The organism is Endozoicomonas arenosclerae, from assembly GCF_001562015.1.
Taxonomy (GTDB): Bacteria; Pseudomonadota; Gammaproteobacteria; order Pseudomonadales; family Endozoicomonadaceae; genus Endozoicomonas_A; species Endozoicomonas_A arenosclerae.
Window position 1 is genome coordinate 1 of record NZ_LASA01000001.1, and the last position, 22103, is coordinate 22103.

Genomic DNA, 22103 nt, shown 5'->3' on the forward strand with positions numbered 1-22103 from the left:
ACATATGACTGCGCATACAGCAATGATAAGTATATCGAGCAGGTTGTGATCACACATGCCGGGGCAGCGAGGATCAGGAACTTTGGCTAAAAAATCAGCTAGTGGCTGGTACTGCTTGGCTTCCATGCGGATGAACTACTCTAGGAGACTCGAATAAACTGGATAGAGAGTTTACAAGAAATTTATCTTCGAGTGTTCAGATTGATGCAATTGCCCTGGCAGAACAGCTGACACAGCCTGACACACACATCTGGTTTTTCCTGGCTGAGAATCCAGATAAAGAAACCCTGGGCGTAATCTCTGTTACCCAATGCGCAGCGGTATACGCCGGCGGTTTTTATGGAGAAATCAACGAGCTCTATATCAAACCTGAATTCAGAGCCCTTGGTATGGGACACCAGCTGATAGAGTCAGTAAAAAGGTTCGCAGCAGACAAAGGGTGGAGAATGTTGACGGTCACAGCTCCGGGCAAACCAGAATGGCAAAGAACAAGAAACTTCTATCAGAGAGAAGGCTTCGAAGAGATTGGCCCAACATTGGAACTCTCACTCTAGGGGCTGTTGACGTTCACCCTGAGCTTGTCGAAGAGTCGTGATATTGGGCTTCGACAGGCTCAGCCCGAACGGATTTTGAGGGGGTTTCAACAAGCCAGTTAATTTTGGACAAACCCTAAACAGCGTCTGCTCTTTCTCGCATGATACTGCCTACAGCAATAGCACCGATCATAATGATACCGCCCAGAACCGCACTGTCAGACGGGGTTTCTCCCATCAGGATCAGCGCAAAAATAATGCCATAGACGGGCTCAAGGCTGGTAATCAGGCTCACCAGTTGAGCTCTCAGTGTTTTCAGGCTGTTCAGAAAAAGAATAATGGGCAAGGTGGTACAAATCAGTCCCAGCAGTAATAACATCGGGACTTCCGACGTCATAGCTTCCAATCCACCACCAAAAAACATTGCCAAAGGCAGAGTGAACAGGGCCGCGCCGGTATTCTGGAGAAAAGATAAGGAAATGGCATCGGTATTCTGGATCAGCTTTCGATTAGACAGCGAAAGCACTGCAAAAAGAAAAGCACTGATACAGCCCCAGACAGCGCCCTGAAAAACAGGACTGTTGTTATCTCCCTCAGGTGTAACAACCAGATACAGGCCCAGAACTACAACTACTGCGGTTATTACATCCAGAGCTCTGAGTCTTTCCCGAAACAGCAGAGGCTCCATCAATGTGACAAAAACAGGGAAGGAAGCAAACGACAATAGTCCAACAGCTACGGATGACACCTGAATCGAATAAAAAAAGGTCATCCAATGCAGAGCCAGAACGGCCCCCATAACCAGGTTAATCCACCAGCGATGAGCCAGAAAAACACCTTTGATGCTGCCACACCACGATAGATACAGCAGTATACTTGCTGCCCCTATCAGGGTACGCCCCAAAACAATCTGGCTCACATCCAGTGGTAGCAATTTGGCAAAAAGGCCTGAAATACCGAACAGGAACACAGCAATATGGACCTGCAGGAGTGGTTGTCTGGTTGTCGTCATAGACCGGCTTTTTTTTAAAACTAATGCCCTGAAGAAGGCTTTTTAAAGATATAAAGGTCGTTTGGTTCGCCAACAATAAATACGGTCCCTTCCCTGTCCATAGCCACACCTTCTGGCTGCTCAATCGTTTCTTTCAGATCATGCCATCCTTTCTCAAGGTTCATGACGCTGACCGCCTCGCCCTCTTCGTCCAGTTCCGTCAGGGAGTGAGACTCATCACTGAGCACAACAAAATGTCTGGACACCGTATCATAGTGCATCCCGGACAAATCGCGATTAAAGTACATCAGGCTCTGGGTCATCAAATCCTGTTCCGTAATGGTCAGATTTTGCCCATTTCCGGGAAAACCCTGGATACGATAAATCTGCGCGGGATCTCTTTCCTTAACAACGTAAACAGACTGGTCATCCGGATCCCAGGCAATACCTTCAAAACCTTTATTCCCCCTCTCACCCACACCAAAGGTAAAGGTTGGGACATCTGTAAAGTCGACCTCTACCGTATCTGGCGCAATTTGTACTGCCGATAACTCTTGCTGGCGCTCATTCACAATGATGAAAGTATCATTGCCTGCCCAGGTAATCCCTTCAACATCAATGTTCCGATTGGACTTCAGCTTCCGCTTCAGATTCCCCTGACGGTCATACTCAAGCACATTGACCACATCTCCTCTTGCCACTACGTACAATGAGTCAGTGACTGGACTCCAGGTCACACCAGAGACCTGGTCACCGGCCTCTGTCAACTTAACGGGCCCAGAAACCAGTTCATACTGGTTGAGCATAATGGCCTCTGCCTGTTGCTCCCGGGAAACGGTCTGGGACAAGTATTCATCGTACAGCTTGTCATCTATATCGAAGTAATTAATAGCTAGCATCGCCAATACCAGAACGGCGATGACCTTCAGGGCCCGTTTAATAGTCTGATTCATGGTAGGGAATACGTCAGGATCCAGCAGTCTTAAAGACGTGGAAGTCTTACATGACTTCCAGATCAGACAGATCGGCTCTCATCAGGCTCTCCGTTCCCAGGTCAAAACCTGCAACGGAAACATGCACATCAAACCAGTTCTTGAGAGCAGCAGCATCGCGCTGCTGTGGCCAGCGACCCGGATCTTCTTCCCAGGCGGACAGCTCATTTTCCATCATATCCCGGGCATAGTTGGTGACAGCGGCTTCCAGCCCTTCTTCGGTTTCCTGCTCATCCAGCAGATACGAACCACCTTCCAGACTCCAGTCTTCCGGCAAATCGGTACCCAGCTCTTTAGCCCAATCTATAAAAGGCTGTCGGGGTTTAAGCGTGACAACGCAACGATTAATAAACTTCATGGCGATCTCTCAGACGGCACAACTGCCGAATAAAAAAATGTCGCTGTACTGTTTGGCGACAACGTCCAGATCAATGGACTGTTTCATCTGGTACCAGCTGCCTGCTGACGACAGCAGACCAGTAAATGCCCTTACGGAGATATGAACATCCAGATCAGGCTTGAGCTCGTCGTTCTGGCGAGCCTGCTCGAACAATTCTTCCAGTAGTTTGTGGTAGGTATTCGACTGGTCTCGTATTTTACCGCGCTTTTCCAGTGGAATAACCTGGCGATGTCGATCAAATACGATCATGTAGTCAGACCGCTCTTCCAGAGCAGACAGGGTATAGGTCACCAGTTTTCTAATGGAGTCTGAGAAAGAATGCCCTTCATCCATCACCGACTGTAGATAACTGATTTGATGCCTTATCCCCTCAAGACATACCGCTTCAAGCGCCGCCTCTTTTGAACGGAAATAGTAGTATAGGCTACCCTGCTTGATATTCAGCCGGTCGGCAATATCAATGGTTCCAGCAGCATGGTACCCCTTTTCAGCAAATACGGCGGCCGCTGCATCAACAGCAGCAAGATAACGCTGATCGTATTTTGATGTCCTCTCTTTCAACACAAACGTCTGCCTTGCTCTTTCTCTAAATCCTGTGGGTCAGGGGCTATGAAATCATGCCTGCAACTGATTTACGAGAGCCTTCTGCTATTCATGTGAATTCACAAATTAAAATAAGTGCTTTAAATTTTTTATATAGATCTATAGAATTTCTTTAACTCTATAGATTTTCAATAAAACTATAGAAACCAATTCCCGAGCAGTACTGGGATAACAAGAAGAATAAGCCGCAGGCTTTCTCTGACAGGGATTGGAATTTATGAAAACCCTCACCCACCTTCAGCGGTTGGAAGCTGAGAGTATCCACATCATTCGTGAGGTGGTTGCTGAGAGCCGCAACCCGGTCATGCTGTATTCCATTGGCAAGGACTCCTCGGTTTTGCTGCATCTGGCCATGAAAGCCTTTTATCCTTCATTGCCACCTTTTCCCATACTTCATGTCGACACCACCTGGAAGTTCCGGGAAATGATCCAGTTTCGTGATCAGGTGGCTGAAGATCTGGGTCTGGAAATGATTGTCCACATAAACCAGGAAGGCGTTGAGCAAGGCATTGGGCCTTTCAGTCATGGCTCTGCCGTTCATACTGATGTCATGAAAACTCAGGCATTGAAGCAGGCTCTGGATAAGTATCAATTTGATGCCGCCTTTGGTGGTGCTCGCCGGGATGAAGAGAAATCTCGCGCTAAGGAACGTATTTTCTCGTTCCGAAGCGATCAGCACCGCTGGGATCCGAAAAATCAGCGTCCGGAGCTCTGGAGAACTTACAACAATCGCATTCACAAAAAGGAAAGCATGAGAGTTTTCCCTCTGTCGAACTGGACCGAGCTGGATATCTGGCAATACATCCACAAGGAAGAGATTCCCATTGTGCCTCTTTACCAGGCCAAAGAACGACCCGTTGTTGAGCGGGATGGCTCCCTGATTCTGGTAGACGACGATCGGTTCCCGTTTAAGGACGGCGAAGTCATCGAGAAACGAAAAGTCCGCTTTCGCACCCTGGGATGCTACCCACTCACCGGAGCGGTGGAGTCCGAAGCTGAAACCCTGCCGGAAATCATTCAGGAAATGTTGCTGACCACCACTTCAGAACGTCAGGGTCGGGTCATTGATCAGGATCATGGCGCATCCATGGAACAGAAAAAGCAGGAGGGGTACTTCTGATGGCACACGTTTCAGACCTGATCGCTACGGATATTGATGCTTACCTGGCCGAGCAGGAAAGCAAAAGTTTTATGCGCCTGATCACCTGTGGCAGTGTTGATGATGGTAAAAGCACCCTGATTGGCAGACTGCTCTACGATGCCAAAATGATCTTTGATGATCAGCTTACAGCCCTTGAAGCAGACAGCAAACGCGTTGGTACAACCGGTGACCAGATTGATCTGGCATTACTGGTTGACGGTCTGGCTGCTGAAAGGGAACAGGGCATTACCATTGATGTGGCTTATCGATTCTTTTCCACCGACAAACGCAAGTTCATCATTGCTGATACCCCCGGGCACGAGCAATACACCCGGAATATGGCCACTGGAGCTTCTACTGCCGAGCTGGCCATCATACTGATTGACGCCCGTAAAGGGGTTCTCACACAAACTAAACGACATAGCTATATTGTTTCGTTGCTGGGCATCCGTCATGTCGTTCTGGCCATAAACAAAATGGATCTTGTGGACTACTCACAGGAACGTTTTGAACAGATCAGCCAGGAATACATGACTTTTGCCAGAGAACTTGGATTTGCTGATATAACTGCGATTCCCATCTCTGCGCTGGAAGGCAAGAATATACTTGAACCCAGCCCTGTTATGCCCTGGTATTCAGGCCCCAGCCTGATGAAACACCTCGAAACCATTGATGTTGCCCAGGAACAGACCCGCAAAGACTTCCGCATGCCCGTGCAATGGGTTAATCGCCCGGACCTGGACTTCAGGGGCTTCTCGGGAACCATCGCCGCCGGACAGGTTTCTGTGGGCGACGAACTGGTCGCGCTGCCAGGAGGTCGAACCAGCAAGGTTAAAAGTATTGTGACCTTTGATGGTGAACTGGACACCGCTATTTGTGAACAGGCCATTACCCTGACTCTGGAAGATGAAATCGATATTTCCAGGGGTGATACATTAGCCACCAGCAAGGCCCGACCCGAAGTCAGCAGCAGTCTGGCTGCCGACATCCTGTGGATGGATGAGCACGAGATGGTTTTACACCGTCCTTATCTTATCCGACTGGAAAACAACACCATTCCCGGCAATCTGAGTCGCATAAACTACAAGGTTAATATCAACAATCTGGAACAGGAAAGCGCCGAGGTTCTGACTCTGAACGAAGTCGCTCGCTGCGAGCTTTCCCTGACAGAAGACATTGCTTTCGATCCCTACGACGATACCCGAAGCACCGGCTGCTTTGTCATTATTGACCGCATTACCAATAAAACAGTGGGTTGCGGCATGCTGCGCCACAGTCTCGACAATGCCACCAATGTTCACTGGCACGCCCTGGATCTGGACAAAGCTTCCCGAGCCAAAGCCAAGGAACAGAAACCCGCTGTACTCTGGTTTACCGGCCTTTCTGGCTCCGGAAAATCAACCATTGCCAATCTGGTCGAAAAGAAACTGTTCGCTCGGGGTAATCACACCTACACACTGGATGGTGATAACGTACGACATGGGTTAAACAAAGACCTGGGCTTCACGGCTGAAGACAGGATAGAGAACATACGACGCATCAGTGAAGTTGCCAATCTGATGTCCGACGCAGGCCTGATTACTCTCAGCTGTTTTATCTCACCTTTCAGGGAAGACAGGGAACAGGCTCGTCAATTGTGTGGTAGCAACAGTTTTATAGAAATCTTTATCGACACACCTTTTGAAGAGTGCGAAAAGCGCGATCCTAAAGGTCTGTATAAAAAGGCCAGAAAGGGCCAGATAAAGCATTTCACTGGATTGGACAGCCCCTATGAGGCCCCCGAAAACCCGGATATCCACATAAAAACAACCGAGAAATCCCCTGAAAAGATTGCCGGCGAAATTGTCGATTTTCTGGACCGAGAAGGTTTTCTAACCACTTGAGGTGATCATGGCTGATTACGATGTATTTAATGGCGATGCCGACGGTATCTGTTCGCTGATTCAACTAAGAAACCATGAACCCCGTGATACTGAGCTGGTGACAGGTGTAAAAAGAGATATAGCCTTGCTGGAAAAGGTCAATGCCCGTGCAGGGGACCGGCTGACCGTTCTGGATATATCCATGGCAAAAAACCGGGTAGGGCTTGAACAAGCCCTCGCCGCTGATGCCAGCGTTTTATACATTGACCATCACTTTCCGGGGGATATACCGACTCACAACAACCTGACAACGATCATCAACGAAGCGCCTGATACCTGCACCAGTATTCTGGTCAACAACTATCTCAAGGGTGCCTTCTGTGGTTGGGCTGTAGTGGGAGCCTTTGGAGATAACCTCAAGAAGAGCGCTCAGGCTCTGGCAAAAAACCTGGATATATCGGCGGAACAACTCAATCTGCTGGAAAACCTGGGCATCTATATCAACTACAACGGCTATGGCTCCAGCCTTGATGACCTGCATTTCAAACCTGATGAGCTGTATCAAAAGGCACTGCCTTTCTCGAATCCGCTGGATTTTATCCTGAGCGGTAATGAGGATTTTGAAAAGCTGGAATCCGGTTATCAGAATGATATGGCCTTAGCTCAACAGATCCATCCGGAAGTAGCCACCAGCAACAGTGCCATTTACATTCTGCCTGAGAAAAGCTGGGCAAGAAGAGTCAGTGGTGTCTTTGGCAATGATCTGGCCAATCAGCATCCTGATCGTGCCCATGCCGTTCTGACAGAGAAAGAGAATGGCAACTATCTGGTCAGTGTCAGGGCCCCACTCAACAACAAAACCGGTGCAGTTGACCTTTGTCGTCAGTTCCCAACGGGAGGAGGAAGAGCCGCTGCTGCAGGCATTAATGATCTGCCAGCACAACGCATGGGAGAGTTTGTACAAATGCTGGAAGATCAATATCAATAACCGCTACGGAGTTAAAGCACTCTATTGAGTGCTTTAACGTCTTTTTTGCCAAGCGTTTTCCTTGCATCGCCCTTCCTTTGAGTGAATCATGGGAAAAAATAATTTCTGGATGGCCTCTTGTCAGCTGACGAATTACCTCTGATAGGTTCTGGAGCCGCTTTTCTGGCCTTATTGTTGTTGGTAAAAAAACCTGATGGCTCTCTAGTCGCTAATCGCCTGCTGGCCGCTTTAATGCTGGTTATGGGGCTGATTTTTGTTCGCATACACCTTTCACTCACAGGCTTTTTCTACCACAACCCTGATTTTATGGGAGTATCGGTTCCTCTCAGTTTCCTGATTGGTCCCCTGATCTATCTTTACCTTAAGGTTTTGACAGAGCCGAACTTCCAGCTGCACAAAATACACCTGTTTCATCTGACACCGGCACTGGTTTGCATTATTGTTTTCCTTCCAGTCTTTTTATCAGGCTCTGCGGCGAAACAAAGTGCCGCTGGTCAGTATCTCAGCTCTACCTCTTTTTCCGAACTCCTGCCCAGCACCGGAACGATCCACAGGATCAACATCATTCAGGTACTGTCTTCTATTCTTGTACTGGGCACCTATGCGCTTTACTCCCTCAGGCAGGTACAGACTCACTTAAAAGGCATCGTTCATAATTTCTCCAGTACCGATGGCATTTCTCTAACCTGGATACGAAACCTGGCCCTCCTTGCAGTACTTAAAGCTCTGGCTGATTTTGCGGCTCTAATACTGGCTCCCCATGGAGAAAACCTTCTGGCTACACAGATTATCCCTTGCATGGTGATACTGCTGATCTGTGGTTACGGAAGTTTCCATGGTATTTTCCAGCCAGCCATTCATAACCCTGAACAGCCCTCTCTTTTTACTCCCGAAAAACACCTTCCCGATCGGAACGAAGTCGAGAAAAAAGAAGAAAAGTATGAAAAATCAGGGTTATCAAAGGAAGGCAGTGCCCTCTACTGGCAGGAATTACAAGCCTATATGCAGACCCAAAAGCCGCACCTGATTACCGGCCTGACCATTGGCCAGCTGGCAAAGAAACTGGATTGGCCAAGCTCCTACCTTTCTCAGACCATCAACAGCCATTATGGCGGCAATTTCTTCGACTATATCAATCAAGCCCGCATCCAGGCGGCCTGCAGTATTCTGGATGAAGGTGACTTCGAAGCAGGCTCACTGTCTACACTCTATCTCAGGGTCGGGTTCAATTCGGTCTCTTCATTTTACAATCAGTTCAAAAAGCATTCGGGAGATATGACCCCCTCTCAATATTTGAAGAATCGAAAAGAAAATAGCCTGACAGAAGCCTGATTTTTTCGATCTTAGGGAATCGAAATATTTTTGCCCCGAAATCGAGCACTCTGGAACTCTGCCATGAATCACGCATGGTCCGAATAATAATAATTCCAGAGGATTCATCAAAATGAAGGTTCGCAGCCTTTTAGCAGGTTTATCTTTTACCTTTCTCTCTTCTCAGACCTTCGCCAATTCTGAACAACCCAATATCCTGTTGATTGTTGCCGATGATCTGGGCTGGGCTGATGTCGGCTTTCACGGTGCAGAAATTGAAACCCCTTCCCTTGATCAACTGGCCCGGGAAGGTGCGCAACTGGATCGTTTTTATGTGGCACCCACCTGTTCACCCACCCGCGCAGCATTAATGACGGGCCGTGACCCTATGCGACTCGGTGTCGCCTATGCAACCGTAATGCCCTGGTCAAACTTTGGGGTAAAACCGGACGAAAAATTCATGTCCGAAGCCTTCCAGTCAGCAGGCTACCAAACCGGAATCTTTGGAAAATGGCATCTTGGCAATGCCCAGGAAGCCTATACCCCTCAAAAAAGAGGGTTTGATTACTTTTACGGTCATCTGAATACCGAAGTAGGCTATTACCCACCCTACAATGTGCAGGGCGGTAAAGACTTCCAAAGAAATGGCAAGACGATTCCTGAAAACGAAACCGGCTATGAAACCGATATGGTTTCCAGTGAACTCAGCCGCTGGATCAAAGAGCGAGATAAAGATAAACCGTTTTTTGCCTACCTTCCTTATCTTGCCCCACACACACCACTGGAAGCGCCACAGTCTCTGATTGCCAAGTACAAGCACCTTAAGGATGACAAGACCACCAGCCTGCCAACAGCAAAAGGGGTAAAGAAAGACTCAACCAATGTTCGCCCAGTCTATGCGGCTATGGTTGACGCCATGGATCAGGGCATTGGCAGAATTTTGAAAACCCTGGACGAAGAGGGTCTTGCAGACAACACCATTGTGATGTTTTTCAGTGACAACGGAGGTCCGATTTATGGCGGGGCCGGCGCCAAAAACTTGCCATTGCGTGGAGGTAAAGGAAACACTTTCGAAGGAGGCATCAGAGTTCCTTCAGTCATACGCTGGCCAGAAAAAATCAACGCAGGACAGACCATTGAAGACATCATTACGGTAATGGACATTTTCCCAACACTTTCAGCTGCTGCCAGCATTAAAACAGGTAATACCAGACCACTGGATGGTAAAAGTATGCTGCCTGCGTTACTGGGCAAACCTGTTCCACCTCGTAAAGATCTGGTTTTTTTCACGTCAGAAACCCCCATTCGTAACTCATTCAGCCTCACAGCCTTTAATGATGACTGGAAACTGGTTCAACAAATCAAACAGGGATTCACCCAAACAGAAGTCAAAAACCATCTATTTAAAATCCATGAAGATCCCTATGAAAAAAACAATCTGGCAGAAAAGCACCCTGAAGTGGTCGCACGCTTAAGTCAGTCCATTAATACCTGGAGAATGCTCTATCCATTGAACGGTATTCGCTCCAACATTGTTCCTCCTCCAGGCTGGAAAGCACCTCTGGATTGGACCCTGTACCCCACTCCAGATAACCAGCTGCAAAAGCATGAAGCCTTTGGCCAAGCTCCGAACCAAAGAGTGAAAATCTATCTGGATGTTCTTTACGGAGAAGCCGGACGTCTGATTTACGACTGTATCCCTCAGAAGCAAGGTCCTTGCAAGCCTAACCTGTGAAGCAATCGAACTATTTGAATCAATAAGAGTAATAATAATGAAGTTTCTGACTCAGCTGCTTTCAACGGCCACGGCTTTGGTCTCGGTAGCAATGCTATCCAACCCCGCTGTGGCACAAGACAACACGAAAAAAGCAGATCTGGTTCCCGACCAGCAGACCATGTCGGCCATACACAGAGTGCCTATAAAAGTGTCCCGGATATCTGAGAATATCCATATGGCTTCGGGTATAGGTAATGTCTTTTTAATCGCGACCTCTGAAGGCAATGTCATCTTTGACACAGGTATTGCCCTGCAATCCAAACAGCAGCTTGATGCCTTGAGAGAAGCAGTACCCGGAGATGTTAAGTACACCATTTTGAGTCACTCCCACGCAGACCATGTAGGAGGCGTTCAATTCCTGGAGGGCTCTAAAGTAGTTGCCCACAGGGAGTTCAATGAAGAGCAAAGGTATCTTAAGGAACTGGAGCCCTACCTGTGGAATCGTAATCGGACACTGTTTCCGTGGATGCCGGAAAAACCGGGCACCGTCAGTAAAAAATACCGCTATGGAAACGTTACCCCGGACATTCTGGTCGATGAGAATGATTTCACCTTCAACCTTGGAGGGACCACTTTTAAAGTGCTCTCAACACCCGGGGGTGAAGGAGCGGATAACATCAGTCTGTGGCTGCCTGAGCAGAAGACTCTCCTGACCGGAGACCTCTTTGGCCCATTCTTCCCGCAGTTCCCCAACATATTTACCATGAGGGGTGAAAAGGTTCGTAAGCCTGTTGAATACATCAACAGCCTTGATCGCTTGATTGCTTTGCAGCCGGAAATGATTCTACCGGCCCACTTCATAGCGATCAGGAACAAAAAAGAAATCATGACCGGCCTGACGAAAATGCGCGATGCCGTTCAGTATGTACACGACTCAGTGGTTGATGGAATGAATGCTGGCCAGACGGTTAAACAGCTCATGGCAGACATCAAACTGCCCGAAGCACTGGAACTCACCCAGCAGCATGGCAAGGTTTCCTGGGCTGTGCGCAGTATCTGGGAGTACTACGCTACCTGGTTCCACTTCAAAAGCACGACAGAACTCTATTCAACACCAGCCGAGAGTGTCTATCAGGATCTGGTTGAATTAGCAGGCACCGATCAACTGCTTGGAAAAGCTTCGTCCTATATTGAACGGGGAAAAGTCACCGAGAGTATTCACTTGTTGGATATTGTGCTCAACACTGAACCGAACCATAAAGAAGGAAACCGTCTGTACTTAAAAGCTCACGAAATTCTGATGCAACAGGCCAAGCAGGGTTTGCGAAATGACTATGAAATGCACTGGCTGAGAAGCCAGATAATAAAAGCCAGAAACGTATTGAAGAATGCTAATACTTGATTAGCAATAAAAAGCAGTGACAGGAGCTTCTACTTCCTGTCACTGCCCTTTCCTTGATTATGCAGGCACTGCTATTTTCTCAGCATATTCCTTTAACCCTCTGGCACAGAGGTTAAAACCATCCTCAACTCTTTTAGCCATCAGCTCCATCATTCCTCTCAATGCTTCTGGCTCAGAGCCTTTAAAGTCATCAATGGAAAAATAAGTACAGCGATTGTCGTCCAAAGGTTTCAGAAACTGGGTGCGAACAGCATGAATCGGATCACCCGGCTTGTTTTCCATACCCCAGGCAATTGCCTTGCACGGCTCTATCAGGGAAATGTATTCCACCTGCTCCTGCAATCCAAACCCCAGCTCCACCATCATTTTAATGGGAGAACCGAGCTCAAGTGTGGCGTCAGCTTTTGGACAGAACCGGTTCCACTTATGGTAATCCTTAAAGTTCACCAGGATGTCCCACACTACTTCAGCCGGGGCATTGATAACTACCTCATCAGAGGTCACGGTATCTTCAGTAATCATTTAAGTTCCCTCTTAATCACTGATCGGCCAGCGGCTATCACGGGTGTAAAACTCGAAACGCTTATTGATCATTTCTTCCGTCAGACCATAGGTCTCCAGGTCATACTCATGCTTGCCGTGTTTATTCTTTGGATTGGCATCGACATGAGCCTGCATAATCGCCCTGGACTCATCGGAGAGAGACAGATCAAAGTGGCTATAAACCCGCTCCACCAGCTCCATAGGCTGCTCTGCAAACTCCTGCTGTGAGCAGTCGATAAACAGCTCTTTTGGCAAAGTTTCCCTGACAGCCAGCGCCCTCTCCAGAGAGGTTGCATACCAGTCCATCAACTTCTGACCAACGTCTTTCAAGTGAGAACAGTCACCGGCGTACATTTCCATAACCATGCGGTTCATGCTGTTGATAGAGGGAACCACATGTTTTGGATCACGGTGACACCAGATGAATCGGGCATCAGGGAACACTTTCATAATGGCGTCGATTCCCCACATATGGGAAGGCGCCTTGAGCATCCATTGCTGGCCTGGTTTGCGCCAGTTCAGCATCTGCAACTGCTTTTTCTCGTGGATATAAAGATTCTCAAGGCTTCTGGATTTCATCCAGCTGCCATAAGGTTCAAACATTCCCTCGAACCCTAATTGAGCACCATCAAAAGCAAAGGCGTGAAGGAGTACACACTCTTCTGGCGTATCCGCATCGATATAATGAATTTTCTGGAAGGCTTTGTTCTGTCTTTCTTCCAGGGCTTTCACCAGATACGGATATCGCACATCTTCCTGCCCGGGCTGGGAACCAGGCCAGATATCAGGAAACTGTATTTCCCACTGAAGAGGCGCTCTGTTTTCAGGGGCCATCTCCAATAAATTCAGTAATGCTGATGTGCCTGAACGAGGCAATCCGGTGACAAAGATTGGAGCCTTAATCTCCTGATCCTTAATCTCAGGAATCTTTTTATAAGAATCCTCCCAGCGCAGTCGGGTTTCCAGCTGGGATACGACCCGACTCCGGCAACGTACTCTGCCTTCGGGGTCTTTCACCATGTTGTCGTATGTTTTCAGCAGAGCTTCCAGACCATCGCGATAAGGTTCTTCGCCAAAGTCATTAAGCCCTGTATTTTTGATCGCCTCGGCAACCACGTCGTCCACAGCAAAGGAGACGGCTTGTTTTTCTGCTAACATTTTTTCGACTCCTGCTACAGACAGATTTCTTTCAGTTCAGAAAGCTTCATCACCCGGGTTTTCAGCTCTGGGTGTTCCTGAGCACCAATCCAGCGCCAGCACATGGTGCCCATGCTGTGACCTGCGGTTTCAATCCAGTTAGGGACGCCAGGGTTGGCATGGGAAATCACAACCCGAACACTGCCATCCGACTCATAATGAGCGGTGTGCTTGTTCACATGGATAGTGTGGTGACGATAATCCAGGGATTCCATCCACCAGTTATCCAGCTGGAAATTCCAGGTTTGGCATTCAGGGATTTCTGGCGCCTCGATAACAAGTACCTCGTCGTCTTCAAGACTCCAGGCACTGTGGAAGTAAAAGATGTTGGGATCACCACCAATGGCCTGACAAAACGCCTGATCAGCAGGGGGTAACTGGTTGTTGATGGGGAGAAAGCTCTCGCTCCAGTTTTCAAATAGCTGTGCGGAGCCTTTTACAAAAGCGATCGCCCCCTGAAGGCTTCTTTCCAGCTTGTCCGCAGTCAACGGGTCTGGGCGATCCTGCTCTACGCCAATTCTTTCGATTTTCAGCTCTGCAGGCTCTTCGTTGATCCGATCCTGGAATGTCTGACGAACATTAATGGAATTGGTCTCTGGCCCCATGGGCAACCAGTTTCCAGGCTGCTCTTTCTGGCTGATGATCAGCTCAACGATGCCATCTTCACCAATATCCATCTGTCGGGCATCCAGATACCCCGTGGTTTCCATTGTGCCGCCGGAGGCATACTTGTTAATCACAGTGCCAAAGCCCAGATAATCTACTGTTCCCCGACTACCCGTAATCCGATAGTCATAACGAGGATCAATGGGTGCACTTTCATAACGGTTGTCCGGGTTGTCTGCTCCCAGTTTGATGGTTTCATGGCAACCACATCGCAGTTGAGGGAAAGCAGAGTCCCGGTGTTCGAGAAAGCTTTCCAGTCCACCTCGGAGCAGTCGGGTCAGATAGCGATAACCTTCTGCCTGGTTGAAAGCATCCTTTGGAGCTTTCTCGCTTTGTATGATTTTTCCGGCGTCTTTCAGGGCATCACAGAATTCTTCCCAGACTCTGCCGTCTATTACTTTCTGTTCTGAATCAGTCATTTTTATTCTTCTTCTATTGTGTTCACTCAGGCAGGCATGAACTCACCACCGTTCACATCCAAAGTGGCTCCTGTGATCGCAGAGGCATAATCAGAGACCAGGAATAAAGCCGCTTTTGCACACTCATCGTCGGTAGGAGTTCGGCCTAGCGGAATATTTTGGGTGACCTGTCCAATCGCTTCTTCTTCGGAAATGTTTTCATTGGCGGCAGTAAACTGAACATAACCTTTAACAGGTTCGCCCCACATCCAGCCCATCAGTGCCGTGTTGACCCGAATACCGTAACCACCCAACTCTTTTGCCAGATATTTGGATGCAACAGTCAGAGCACCTTTAGATGCGGCGTAACCGGACTCTCCACCAAACTCCAGAACAACAGGCTTACGGGTTGCCTGGGTGTTAATCATCACGATGGCGCCGGATTTCTGTTCCTTCATCACCGGAATCACAGCCTGAGTCATGTTCATAGTGCCAATCAGGTTGGTGTCTACCACACGACGCCAGTCTTCAAGATCGGCCTTCTCTACCGGCTCAAAGTTACCGTGGTAAAAAGCACTGTTGACCAGAGCGTCCACTCGTCCGAACTTTTTGACTGTCTCTTTGACCAGATTGTCGCATTGGGCTCGGTCGCAGATATCGTTGGGGACTTTCAATACTTCGCAATCAAGGCCCAACTCCAGAATTTTTTTCTCAGCATCATCCAGCTTATCGGGAGTACGTGAAGCCAGAACAATGCCTCTTGCGCCTGCTTCTGCAGCCTGCAAAGCCAGCTTCACACCCAGCCCGGGGCCAATGCCGGAAACAATGACCACTTTATTATTCAGTATCATTATTCTTATTCTCCTGAAACTTATCGGTTGATAAGTTATACCCAGAGGGACAAAACTTATCAACTGATAAGTTTGATAGTATTCACTGAAAAATCCTGTAAACTCGCCTTTAAACGAATAAAAGTCAGATCCTCAAAACACTTCCACGGTAAGAAAATGCCCAGAGCCTCCGCCAAAGACGTAATCCTTGATACTGCTGAACGATTGTTTGCCGAGCAGGGAATGGAGTCCGTCTCCCTGCGAACCATCAATACTGAGGCGGGTTACAGTGTCGCAGCGCTGCATTATCACTTTGGTACCCGGGACAAGCTGATTGATGCACTGATTAGCAGACGACAGACGCCTATTCTGGCGCGCAGGAAAGAGTTTCTGGACGAGTTGGAGAAAGAGGAAAGGCCGGATATTTATCGGATTACAGAAGCTCTGGTATTACCGATGGCTGAGCCTATTCTGGAAAACCCGGAACTGGGCTTGAGAACCATCAAGTTCTTCTTCAGAACCTATATTGATCAGGCCAGCTATGGCCAGACCAAAGACATCATAGAAGAGAGCCATCGTATATTTAACGGACTGCTGAAAAGAGCTTTGCCCGAGATTGATCAGGCACTTCTCCACCAACGCTGGGTCATTGCTTCAGAGCTCACCTTTCAGGGGCTGGCCAATATCGATAATGTTATGACCATCCGCAGTGGCTCATCACAGATTGAAAACTATCGCCACTACGTTAACCGGCTGATTGATTTTATTGCTGGCGGTATTGCGGCTGAGGAGCCTGCCCGTTAGATATACTGCCCGGCACAATGCCCGGATGCCCATGCCCACTGGAAGTTAAATCCGCCCAGATGACCGGTTACATCCAGAACCTCACCGACAAAATAGAGGCCTGGCTGAATACGGCTTTCAAAGGTTTTGGAAGACACTTTTGCCGTATCGACACCACCCAGGGTGACTTCTGCTTTCTTGTAGCCTTCCGTACCTGTTGGCTTCAACTCCCAGTTTTCAAGCAATTCTGCCAGCTCTTCCAGCTGCGCAGGAGAGTATTGAACAATAGGTTTACGACCATTGTCGGTCACCAATCTCAGCTTGCCATGCTCACAAAGTGCATGGGACAGCCTTTTGGTCATGTGCTCGGCAAGAATGGTTGAGACCTGTGCTTTTGGTCTTTGCTCAACACAGGATTGCAGCCATTCCAGAATATTGATACCTGGAATCCAGTTGATTGTCACTGTGTCGCCCTGCTGCCAGTACGATGAGATCTGCAATATGACCGGACCACTGACACCACGATGGGTAATGAGGATGTTTTCACGGAACGATTGGCCATTGCACTGGGCAATCACTTCAGAGCTGACGCCAGACAGCTCGGCAAAATGTTCCAGCCAGGCTTTATTCATGGTGAACGGAACCAACGCGGGTTTTCGCTCAATCAGTTCATGACCAAACTGTTCAGCCACTTCGTAACCGAAGCCCGTTGCCCCCATGGTAGGAAATGACAATCCTCCGGTCGCCACAATCAGTGACTGACAGGAGAACTCTCCCAGATTAGTGGTCAGATGATAGCCTGAAGACTCTTTGGCTTTAACGGATTCAACACTGGCTTTTGCGCGTATAGTGACTCCGGCATCCCGACATTCGCTCACCAGAAGGTCAACGATCTCCTGTGATCGGTCATCGCAGAACAATTGTCCCAACGTTTTTTCATGCCAGGCAATCTGGTACTTATCCACCAGTGCCTGAAAATCCCACTGGGTGTATCGTGCCAGTGCTGACTTACAGAAATGTGTGTTGCTTGAAAGGTAATTGGCAGGCTCTGTATAGAGGTTGGTGAAATTACAACGACCTCCACCTGAAATCAGAATTTTTTTGCCTATTTTATTGGCATGGTCCAGCACCAGAACATTACGACCCCGGTATCCAGCCGTCAGAGCGCACATAAGACCCGATGCTCCAGCACCTATGATGATGGCATCGTACTCTGATTGCAGGGCTCTGGTCAGGGGCATTCTCGTTTATCTCTGATTATATTGATGGCACTGAAGTTGCCATAGGCAAGGGAGAGTCTCTGTCACACAGTGGTGACTCATTGTTCGGTATAGAGGGTAACAAGCCCTGCTTAGAAACCAAGGAGCATAAACCGACTTCACATAACGGTTTGCCCCTTCCCCTGTTTCTTTTCAGTCTGGGCTACAGACTAATAGCAATCCTGCATGGGTTCTGTCAGTGAGCCTTGAGAATGCCCAGCACTTTGTTCAGGAACATTTTGGCTTCCTGAGCGCTGACACTCTTGCGCAGCTCAGCAGGAATCAGGCGCTGGTATGCACGAGCATTCATCGGACGTGCTGCGACCAGAGCATTGACCATAGCAGGCTTCAACAGACGCTGAGCAGCGGGAGTATTTGGGTAGGCCTTACGGATAGACTGAACATCAAACTCAACCAGAGCTTCAGCCAGAGAACTTTCTACCACTTCAACAGAGACTTCGGGCTCAGATACCACTGGAGCAGGCGCCGCCTTCTCTTCAGTCTTAACCGGCTCAGCGACTTTCTCAGGCGCAGCTTCTGCAGGAGCAGCGGCTTCCTGTGCAGTTTCACCTGCTACAGAACCGTGAGCAACCATAGCCTGGGACAGCTCTTCACGCATGACCCATACGGCTTCGCCCGCTTCGTTTTTCTCATCCAGAGCCACAACAGAGGCGCCAGTGCCAGCATCCACTTCCAGGAACGCAGCAATACGCTTGCCCAGGTTATTGACGATCAGGGACGCACGCTTGGCACCAGTAACAGCAACCACCTGTTCAGCACTGGCAGCACGACCGGGCAGGGCAAACCATGCTGTCAGCAGTTCCATATCTTGAGGACGGACAGCTTTATTATTGTTAAGGGCCTTCAGGAACAAATCTTGGGTGATCAATAGCTTAACCTCTAGAAAAAAATCCGGCTATTTTTTCAGGAACTGACAAATTATCAATCCCTATATTTGCGGATCTTTATGTTTTTTATTCTAAGGACAGAATTTAAGCACAGATTTCAGGGGTTACCGACCGATTTTCAAACGGAGAGACAAAATGCAAGAAGTTGTTGAACACTACAGCCACGGGGCTTTGGAAGATTCTATTCTGCAAGCTCTTGATCATTCGGGTAAAAATCTCAAGAAGCTGAAGCCACAGGATCTTTCGGCTATTGATGAGTTTCATCTCAGAGGTCGAATGGCAACAACCGAACTGGCAGAGGAAATTGCACTGATGCCTGGCACAAAAGTGCTGGATATAGGCTGTGGTATTGGCGGTGCGTCTCGCCATTTAGCATCAGAGTTCGGTTGTTTTGTACAAGGCATTGATCTGACCGAAGAGTATTGTTCAGTCGCCCGCTCTCTAACAGCTTTGACTGATCTGGAGAAACAAATCTCTTATTTCCACGGAGACGCTCTGGATCTGCCCTTCGAAGACAACAGCTTTGATGTCGTCTGGACCCAGCACGCCTCAATGAACATCAGTGACAAAGGACAAATGCTCAAAGAAGCCTATCGAGTGCTTAAACCAGGCGGCTATATGGCACTCTACGACATTCTTTCAAACTCGGAGAAAGAACTTCACTACCCCGTCCCCTGGGCCATGTCAGCGGCTCAGAGCTTTCTTGTGACGGGTGGCAAGCTCCACACGCTTCTCGAGCATGCAGGTTTCAGACTCCACTCCTGGAAGGACTGTTCCGGACAGGCTCTTGAATGGTTTGAGGGTGTTCTGATGAGAATTCAGGAAGAAGGCCGTCCTCAACTGGGCTACCACCTGCTGCTGGGAGACCGGTTTTCTGAAATGGCCGCCAATCAACTGAAAAACCTTAAGGAGAACCGGATTATGGTGGTTCAGGCGGTGGCTCTCCGACCTTCATCATCCTGAGACAATGCGCGATCGAGAACATATTTATTGAAATTGCCCAAGGCAAAGATGATAATGATTCTCAATTAAAAATTAATTCCATCGAGTATCAATATGGCAAGATCACCAGTAAGAGAGCTGTCTGTACAGAGTATTGAATCCCTGAGCCCTCATATGAAGCGGGTGATCCTGACGGGGGAATCCTTGTCTGACTTCCCCCCAAATCAAGCCAGTGCTTACGTTAAGCTCGCTTTTGATAACCCTGTGACGCCTGAAAAGCCTCTTCTGAGAAGTTACAGTGTGGTCGACTGTGACCAGGCTGAACAGCAGCTGATTATCGACTTTGCCGTTCATTCTGAAGGTGAAGATCAGGGGCCCGCTGCTCGCTGGCTTGAACAGGTGACTGTTGGTGACTCGATTCCCGTTTCTGGACCCGGACCTACCAAACTGGTTGATCTGGAGGCTGACTGGTTTGTACTGGCAGGGGACCTTACAGCCTTGCCAGCGATTCGTGCCAACATAGAAATCTTGCCTTCTGACGCAAAAGGCTATGTCATTCTGGAAATTCCTCATCAGGACGATCAGCAATCCCTGGGGCTGGACGCCGCTTCTATACCCGAGGGCCTGGAAGTCATCTGGATGGTGAATCCCCACCCAGGCAAGCAGAAGGGTCTGTTAAAGGAAACACTGGCAGGCTTAACACGTCTGCCCGGAAAACCTTATATCTGGGCAGCCAGTGAGCTCAATTCAGTATTGGAGATCAGAAGCTGGATTGACGAAGAGTCACTGGCTCCTCGCTCATCACGTTATATCAGCAGCTACTGGCAGCTTGGTCTGGCAGATGAAGCCCATAAGGTTCAGAAGAAGCAGAGACTGGCTGAGTGAGTTTTAGGATCTGATTTTTTGATGGTTGCCTGTGGATAAGGTCGTTGCATTTCACTGCCGTAGTTATCCACAGGATTATCTGGATAACTCTTCCAGTGTCCCTTGTACACAGTCATACATAAAGACTGGGAGAGATACCCCAAGCTGCTTTTCAACCATTCCTTTAATACTGGGGACTATTTCAAGAATGGTATCATCAAGGCCATCTAATTCAGGCTTTCTATTCCTGGTAACGATAATACCTTGGATCGACTTAGCTGGATAATTAACAACAATTTCATTGTGATTCTGCATGGATTGATCTATCTGAAATTGTTGAGAGATGTGCTGTGTTAACTCAGTTATAGACTCTACTTTTCGACTCGTGTCATTCACAGTGACTTTCGCTCGTCCTCTGAAATCAGTTCTAATATCAAACTTGTTTGTCGCCGGATTCATGGCCATGTATCTCTTTTGCGAGGGATTCCATTTTACTTCTCTTCCTTCTTTATCGATGGCAATAGCTCTCACATCACCAGTAAAAATTCCTCTAACCACGCATTGATCCATATCGATTAAAAAACCGATGTCTCTAAAAACAGATAAAGGAATGTCTGGCATCAGAACACTCATCGATGAAGCTTTTAAATAATGATTATGTTTTAGCTCACTGACTTCTCTACACGTCCTTTCAAGAAGATCGGAGTCATTCCAGCGACGGCTGTGCTCACAGTTATAAAGCATTTTCACAAGAGCCTTTCCGCTCCTGAAAGACGCCATGACAGCTTCTTTTTTAGGCGCAATACTCTCTCTTGCAGCCACATTTTGCGCCACTCTTTCTGATGTCAAAGGCATACAACAACTGAACATTTCCCTTCCTTTTTCTCAGGTCCATCTATTGAGACTCAAGAATAATGAATAAATTTCCAGTGGCTGAAAGTTCTACTGACTAAATAGTTAGAGCTGCTAACTGGATTCTTAATCTCTGGCTGGAAGGCTGGAAGGCTGGAAGGCTGGAAGGCTGGAAGGCTGGAAGGCTGGAAGGCTGGAAGGCTGGAAGGCTGGAAGGCTGGAAGGCTGGACAGTCACTATTTGTTGGGGATGGAATTCTGTCAAGTTTCTGTCTTAGGATTTATCTCAAAATAAGTTCCAGATTTACACAGGATTCCGTTCACCCTGAGCTTGTCGAAGAGTCCTGGTATTGGGCTTCGACAGGCTCAGCCCGAACGGGTTCTGAGAGGGTTTCCATAAGGCAGTTAATTTCAGGCAAGTCCTTACGAACCCCACCGAGTTTTGACTGGGAATGCCTGGCTGCTGGTACTCAAAATAGATCGGTATTATTAGTGAGAGGGCCTCGCAAGCGAGGCCTATCGTTTGATGAAACACGTCCTGTGTTTCACCCTGCGGGCGCACTAAAGTGCGTCCAAATTCGTTCCAGACGAATTTGTCACTTCCGAGCTCGGGTCCGAACTCGGCAATAAACGACGTATCGCTGATTTACGGTGGAGATGTCTCTCTATGGAGGGTATTCCGTTGCCCTGCAACGGATAAAGAAAAACCCCAGTCGATTGCTCGACTGGGGTTTTGCTTTATTCAATGCCTGGCGATGACCTACTCTCACATGGGGAAACCCCACACTACCATCGGCGATGTATCGTTTCACTTCCGAGTTCGGGATGGGATCGGGTGGTTCCAACACTCTATGGTCACCAGGCAAAACTGGTTTGAAGTTCGTTGTTTCCGACGGCCTTCTGGAATCCGTTTTAACTTAAG

Annotated in this window: 22 protein-coding genes and 1 rRNA gene; 10 read left to right on the forward strand and 13 right to left on the reverse strand. The window is 48.3% G+C overall.

Going from position 1 to position 22103, the window contains the following annotated elements; all coding sequences use genetic code 11:
* On the reverse strand, nt 1-126 hold a 126-nt coding region (locus tag WG89_RS32810; protein ID WP_172806656.1), incomplete at its 3' end, for a transposase family protein.
* An 83-nt stretch (nt 127-209) separates the two neighbouring features.
* Here WG89_RS32810 and WG89_RS29090 point away from each other — a divergent pair.
* Complete coding sequence (locus WG89_RS29090; RefSeq protein ID WP_281177666.1) at nt 210-554, forward strand: GNAT family N-acetyltransferase; 345 nt, start codon at nt 210-212, stop codon at nt 552-554.
* A 115-nt stretch (nt 555-669) separates the two neighbouring features.
* Here WG89_RS29090 and WG89_RS00010 read toward each other — a convergent pair whose 3' ends face one another.
* The 4 genes from WG89_RS00010 to WG89_RS00025 are packed head-to-tail and all read right to left on the reverse strand — an operon-like array spanning nt 670 to nt 3480.
* Nucleotides 670-1545 (reverse strand): DMT family transporter, encoded by an 876-nt coding sequence (locus WG89_RS00010; protein ID WP_062259949.1) that lies wholly within the window; start codon nt 1543-1545, stop codon nt 670-672.
* A gap of 20 nt (nt 1546-1565) precedes the next feature.
* Entirely contained in the window at nt 1566-2477 is a 912-nt protein-coding gene (locus tag WG89_RS00015) for an SdiA-regulated domain-containing protein (protein WP_062259950.1), read from the reverse strand.
* A gap of 46 nt (nt 2478-2523) precedes the next feature.
* Complete coding sequence (locus WG89_RS00020) at nt 2524-2874, reverse strand: hypothetical protein (RefSeq protein ID WP_062259952.1); 351 nt, start codon at nt 2872-2874, stop codon at nt 2524-2526.
* Between the two features lie 9 nt (nt 2875-2883).
* Nucleotides 2884-3480, reverse strand: coding sequence for a TetR/AcrR family transcriptional regulator (locus tag WG89_RS00025; RefSeq protein WP_062259953.1), 597 nt, complete (start codon nt 3478-3480; stop codon nt 2884-2886).
* Between the two features lie 256 nt (nt 3481-3736).
* On the opposite strand from WG89_RS00025, the gene cysD reads away from it, so the two are divergent.
* The 6 genes from cysD to WG89_RS00055 all read left to right on the forward strand — a co-directional run bounded on the left by cysD (nt 3737) and on the right by WG89_RS00055 (nt 11940).
* Nucleotides 3737-4639 (forward strand): sulfate adenylyltransferase subunit CysD, encoded by a 903-nt coding sequence (gene cysD, locus WG89_RS00030; RefSeq protein WP_062259955.1) that lies wholly within the window; start codon nt 3737-3739, stop codon nt 4637-4639.
* The gene (gene cysN, locus WG89_RS00035) at nt 4639-6543 is read left to right on the forward strand and encodes a sulfate adenylyltransferase subunit CysN (protein WP_062259957.1); all 1905 of its coding nucleotides are present in this window, start codon (nt 4639-4641) and stop codon (nt 6541-6543) included. The genes cysD and cysN overlap by 1 nt, the downstream gene beginning before the upstream one ends.
* 7 nt (nt 6544-6550) lie before the next feature.
* Nucleotides 6551-7510 carry a DHH family phosphoesterase gene (locus WG89_RS00040; RefSeq protein ID WP_062259958.1) on the forward strand — a complete coding sequence of 320 codons (960 nt, stop codon included), beginning with the start codon at nt 6551-6553 and terminating at the stop codon, nt 7508-7510.
* 117 nt (nt 7511-7627) lie between these two features.
* The gene (locus tag WG89_RS00045; RefSeq protein ID WP_062259960.1) at nt 7628-8842 is read left to right on the forward strand and encodes a helix-turn-helix domain-containing protein; all 1215 of its coding nucleotides are present in this window, start codon (nt 7628-7630) and stop codon (nt 8840-8842) included.
* Between the two features lie 112 nt (nt 8843-8954).
* Nucleotides 8955-10556 (forward strand): sulfatase-like hydrolase/transferase, encoded by a 1602-nt coding sequence (locus WG89_RS00050; RefSeq protein WP_062259962.1) that lies wholly within the window; start codon nt 8955-8957, stop codon nt 10554-10556.
* A 37-nt stretch (nt 10557-10593) separates the two neighbouring features.
* Nucleotides 10594-11940, forward strand: a complete 1347-nt coding sequence (locus WG89_RS00055) for an MBL fold metallo-hydrolase (protein ID WP_062259963.1) — start codon at nt 10594-10596, stop codon at nt 11938-11940.
* Nucleotides 11941-11997: 57 nt separating this feature from the next.
* Here WG89_RS00055 and WG89_RS00060 read toward each other — a convergent pair whose 3' ends face one another.
* The 4 genes from WG89_RS00060 to WG89_RS00075 are packed head-to-tail and all read right to left on the reverse strand — an operon-like array spanning nt 11998 to nt 15595.
* Complete coding sequence (locus WG89_RS00060; protein WP_062259965.1) at nt 11998-12462, reverse strand: SRPBCC domain-containing protein; 465 nt, start codon at nt 12460-12462, stop codon at nt 11998-12000.
* 12 nt (nt 12463-12474) lie between these two features.
* Entirely contained in the window at nt 12475-13641 is a 1167-nt protein-coding gene (locus tag WG89_RS00065; protein ID WP_062259967.1) for a sulfotransferase family protein, read from the reverse strand.
* Between the two features lie 14 nt (nt 13642-13655).
* Nucleotides 13656-14765: a DUF1214 domain-containing protein gene (locus WG89_RS00070; RefSeq protein WP_062259969.1), complete on the reverse strand. Its 1110-nt coding sequence runs from the start codon at nt 14763-14765 to the stop codon at nt 13656-13658.
* A gap of 26 nt (nt 14766-14791) precedes the next feature.
* Nucleotides 14792-15595: an SDR family oxidoreductase gene (locus WG89_RS00075; protein ID WP_062259971.1), complete on the reverse strand. Its 804-nt coding sequence runs from the start codon at nt 15593-15595 to the stop codon at nt 14792-14794.
* Nucleotides 15596-15751: 156 nt separating this feature from the next.
* Between WG89_RS00075 and WG89_RS00080 the strand changes: the two genes are divergently transcribed.
* Nucleotides 15752-16378, forward strand: coding sequence for a TetR/AcrR family transcriptional regulator (locus WG89_RS00080; protein ID WP_062259973.1), 627 nt, complete (start codon nt 15752-15754; stop codon nt 16376-16378).
* On the opposite strand, the gene WG89_RS00085 is transcribed toward WG89_RS00080, so the two are convergent.
* The gene (locus WG89_RS00085) at nt 16375-17598 is read right to left on the reverse strand and encodes a BaiN/RdsA family NAD(P)/FAD-dependent oxidoreductase (RefSeq protein WP_062259975.1); all 1224 of its coding nucleotides are present in this window, start codon (nt 17596-17598) and stop codon (nt 16375-16377) included. The genes WG89_RS00080 and WG89_RS00085 overlap by 4 nt on opposite strands.
* A gap of 214 nt (nt 17599-17812) precedes the next feature.
* Nucleotides 17813-18505 (reverse strand): hypothetical protein, encoded by a 693-nt coding sequence (locus WG89_RS00090; RefSeq protein WP_062259977.1) that lies wholly within the window; start codon nt 18503-18505, stop codon nt 17813-17815.
* A 154-nt stretch (nt 18506-18659) separates the two neighbouring features.
* On the opposite strand from WG89_RS00090, the gene WG89_RS00095 reads away from it, so the two are divergent.
* Both WG89_RS00095 and WG89_RS00100 read left to right on the forward strand, forming a co-directional pair.
* Nucleotides 18660-19487: a class I SAM-dependent methyltransferase gene (locus tag WG89_RS00095; protein WP_062259979.1), complete on the forward strand. Its 828-nt coding sequence runs from the start codon at nt 18660-18662 to the stop codon at nt 19485-19487.
* A 93-nt stretch (nt 19488-19580) separates the two neighbouring features.
* Nucleotides 19581-20351 carry a siderophore-interacting protein gene (locus WG89_RS00100; RefSeq protein ID WP_062259981.1) on the forward strand — a complete coding sequence of 257 codons (771 nt, stop codon included), beginning with the start codon at nt 19581-19583 and terminating at the stop codon, nt 20349-20351.
* Between the two features lie 75 nt (nt 20352-20426).
* Here WG89_RS00100 and WG89_RS00105 read toward each other — a convergent pair whose 3' ends face one another.
* Together WG89_RS00105 and rrf are read right to left on the reverse strand one after the other, a co-directional pair.
* Complete coding sequence (locus tag WG89_RS00105) at nt 20427-21185, reverse strand: hypothetical protein (RefSeq protein WP_062259983.1); 759 nt, start codon at nt 21183-21185, stop codon at nt 20427-20429.
* A gap of 743 nt (nt 21186-21928) precedes the next feature.
* Nucleotides 21929-22044, reverse strand: a 5S ribosomal RNA gene (rrf, locus tag WG89_RS00110).
* Between the last annotated feature and the right edge of the window lie 59 nt (nt 22045-22103).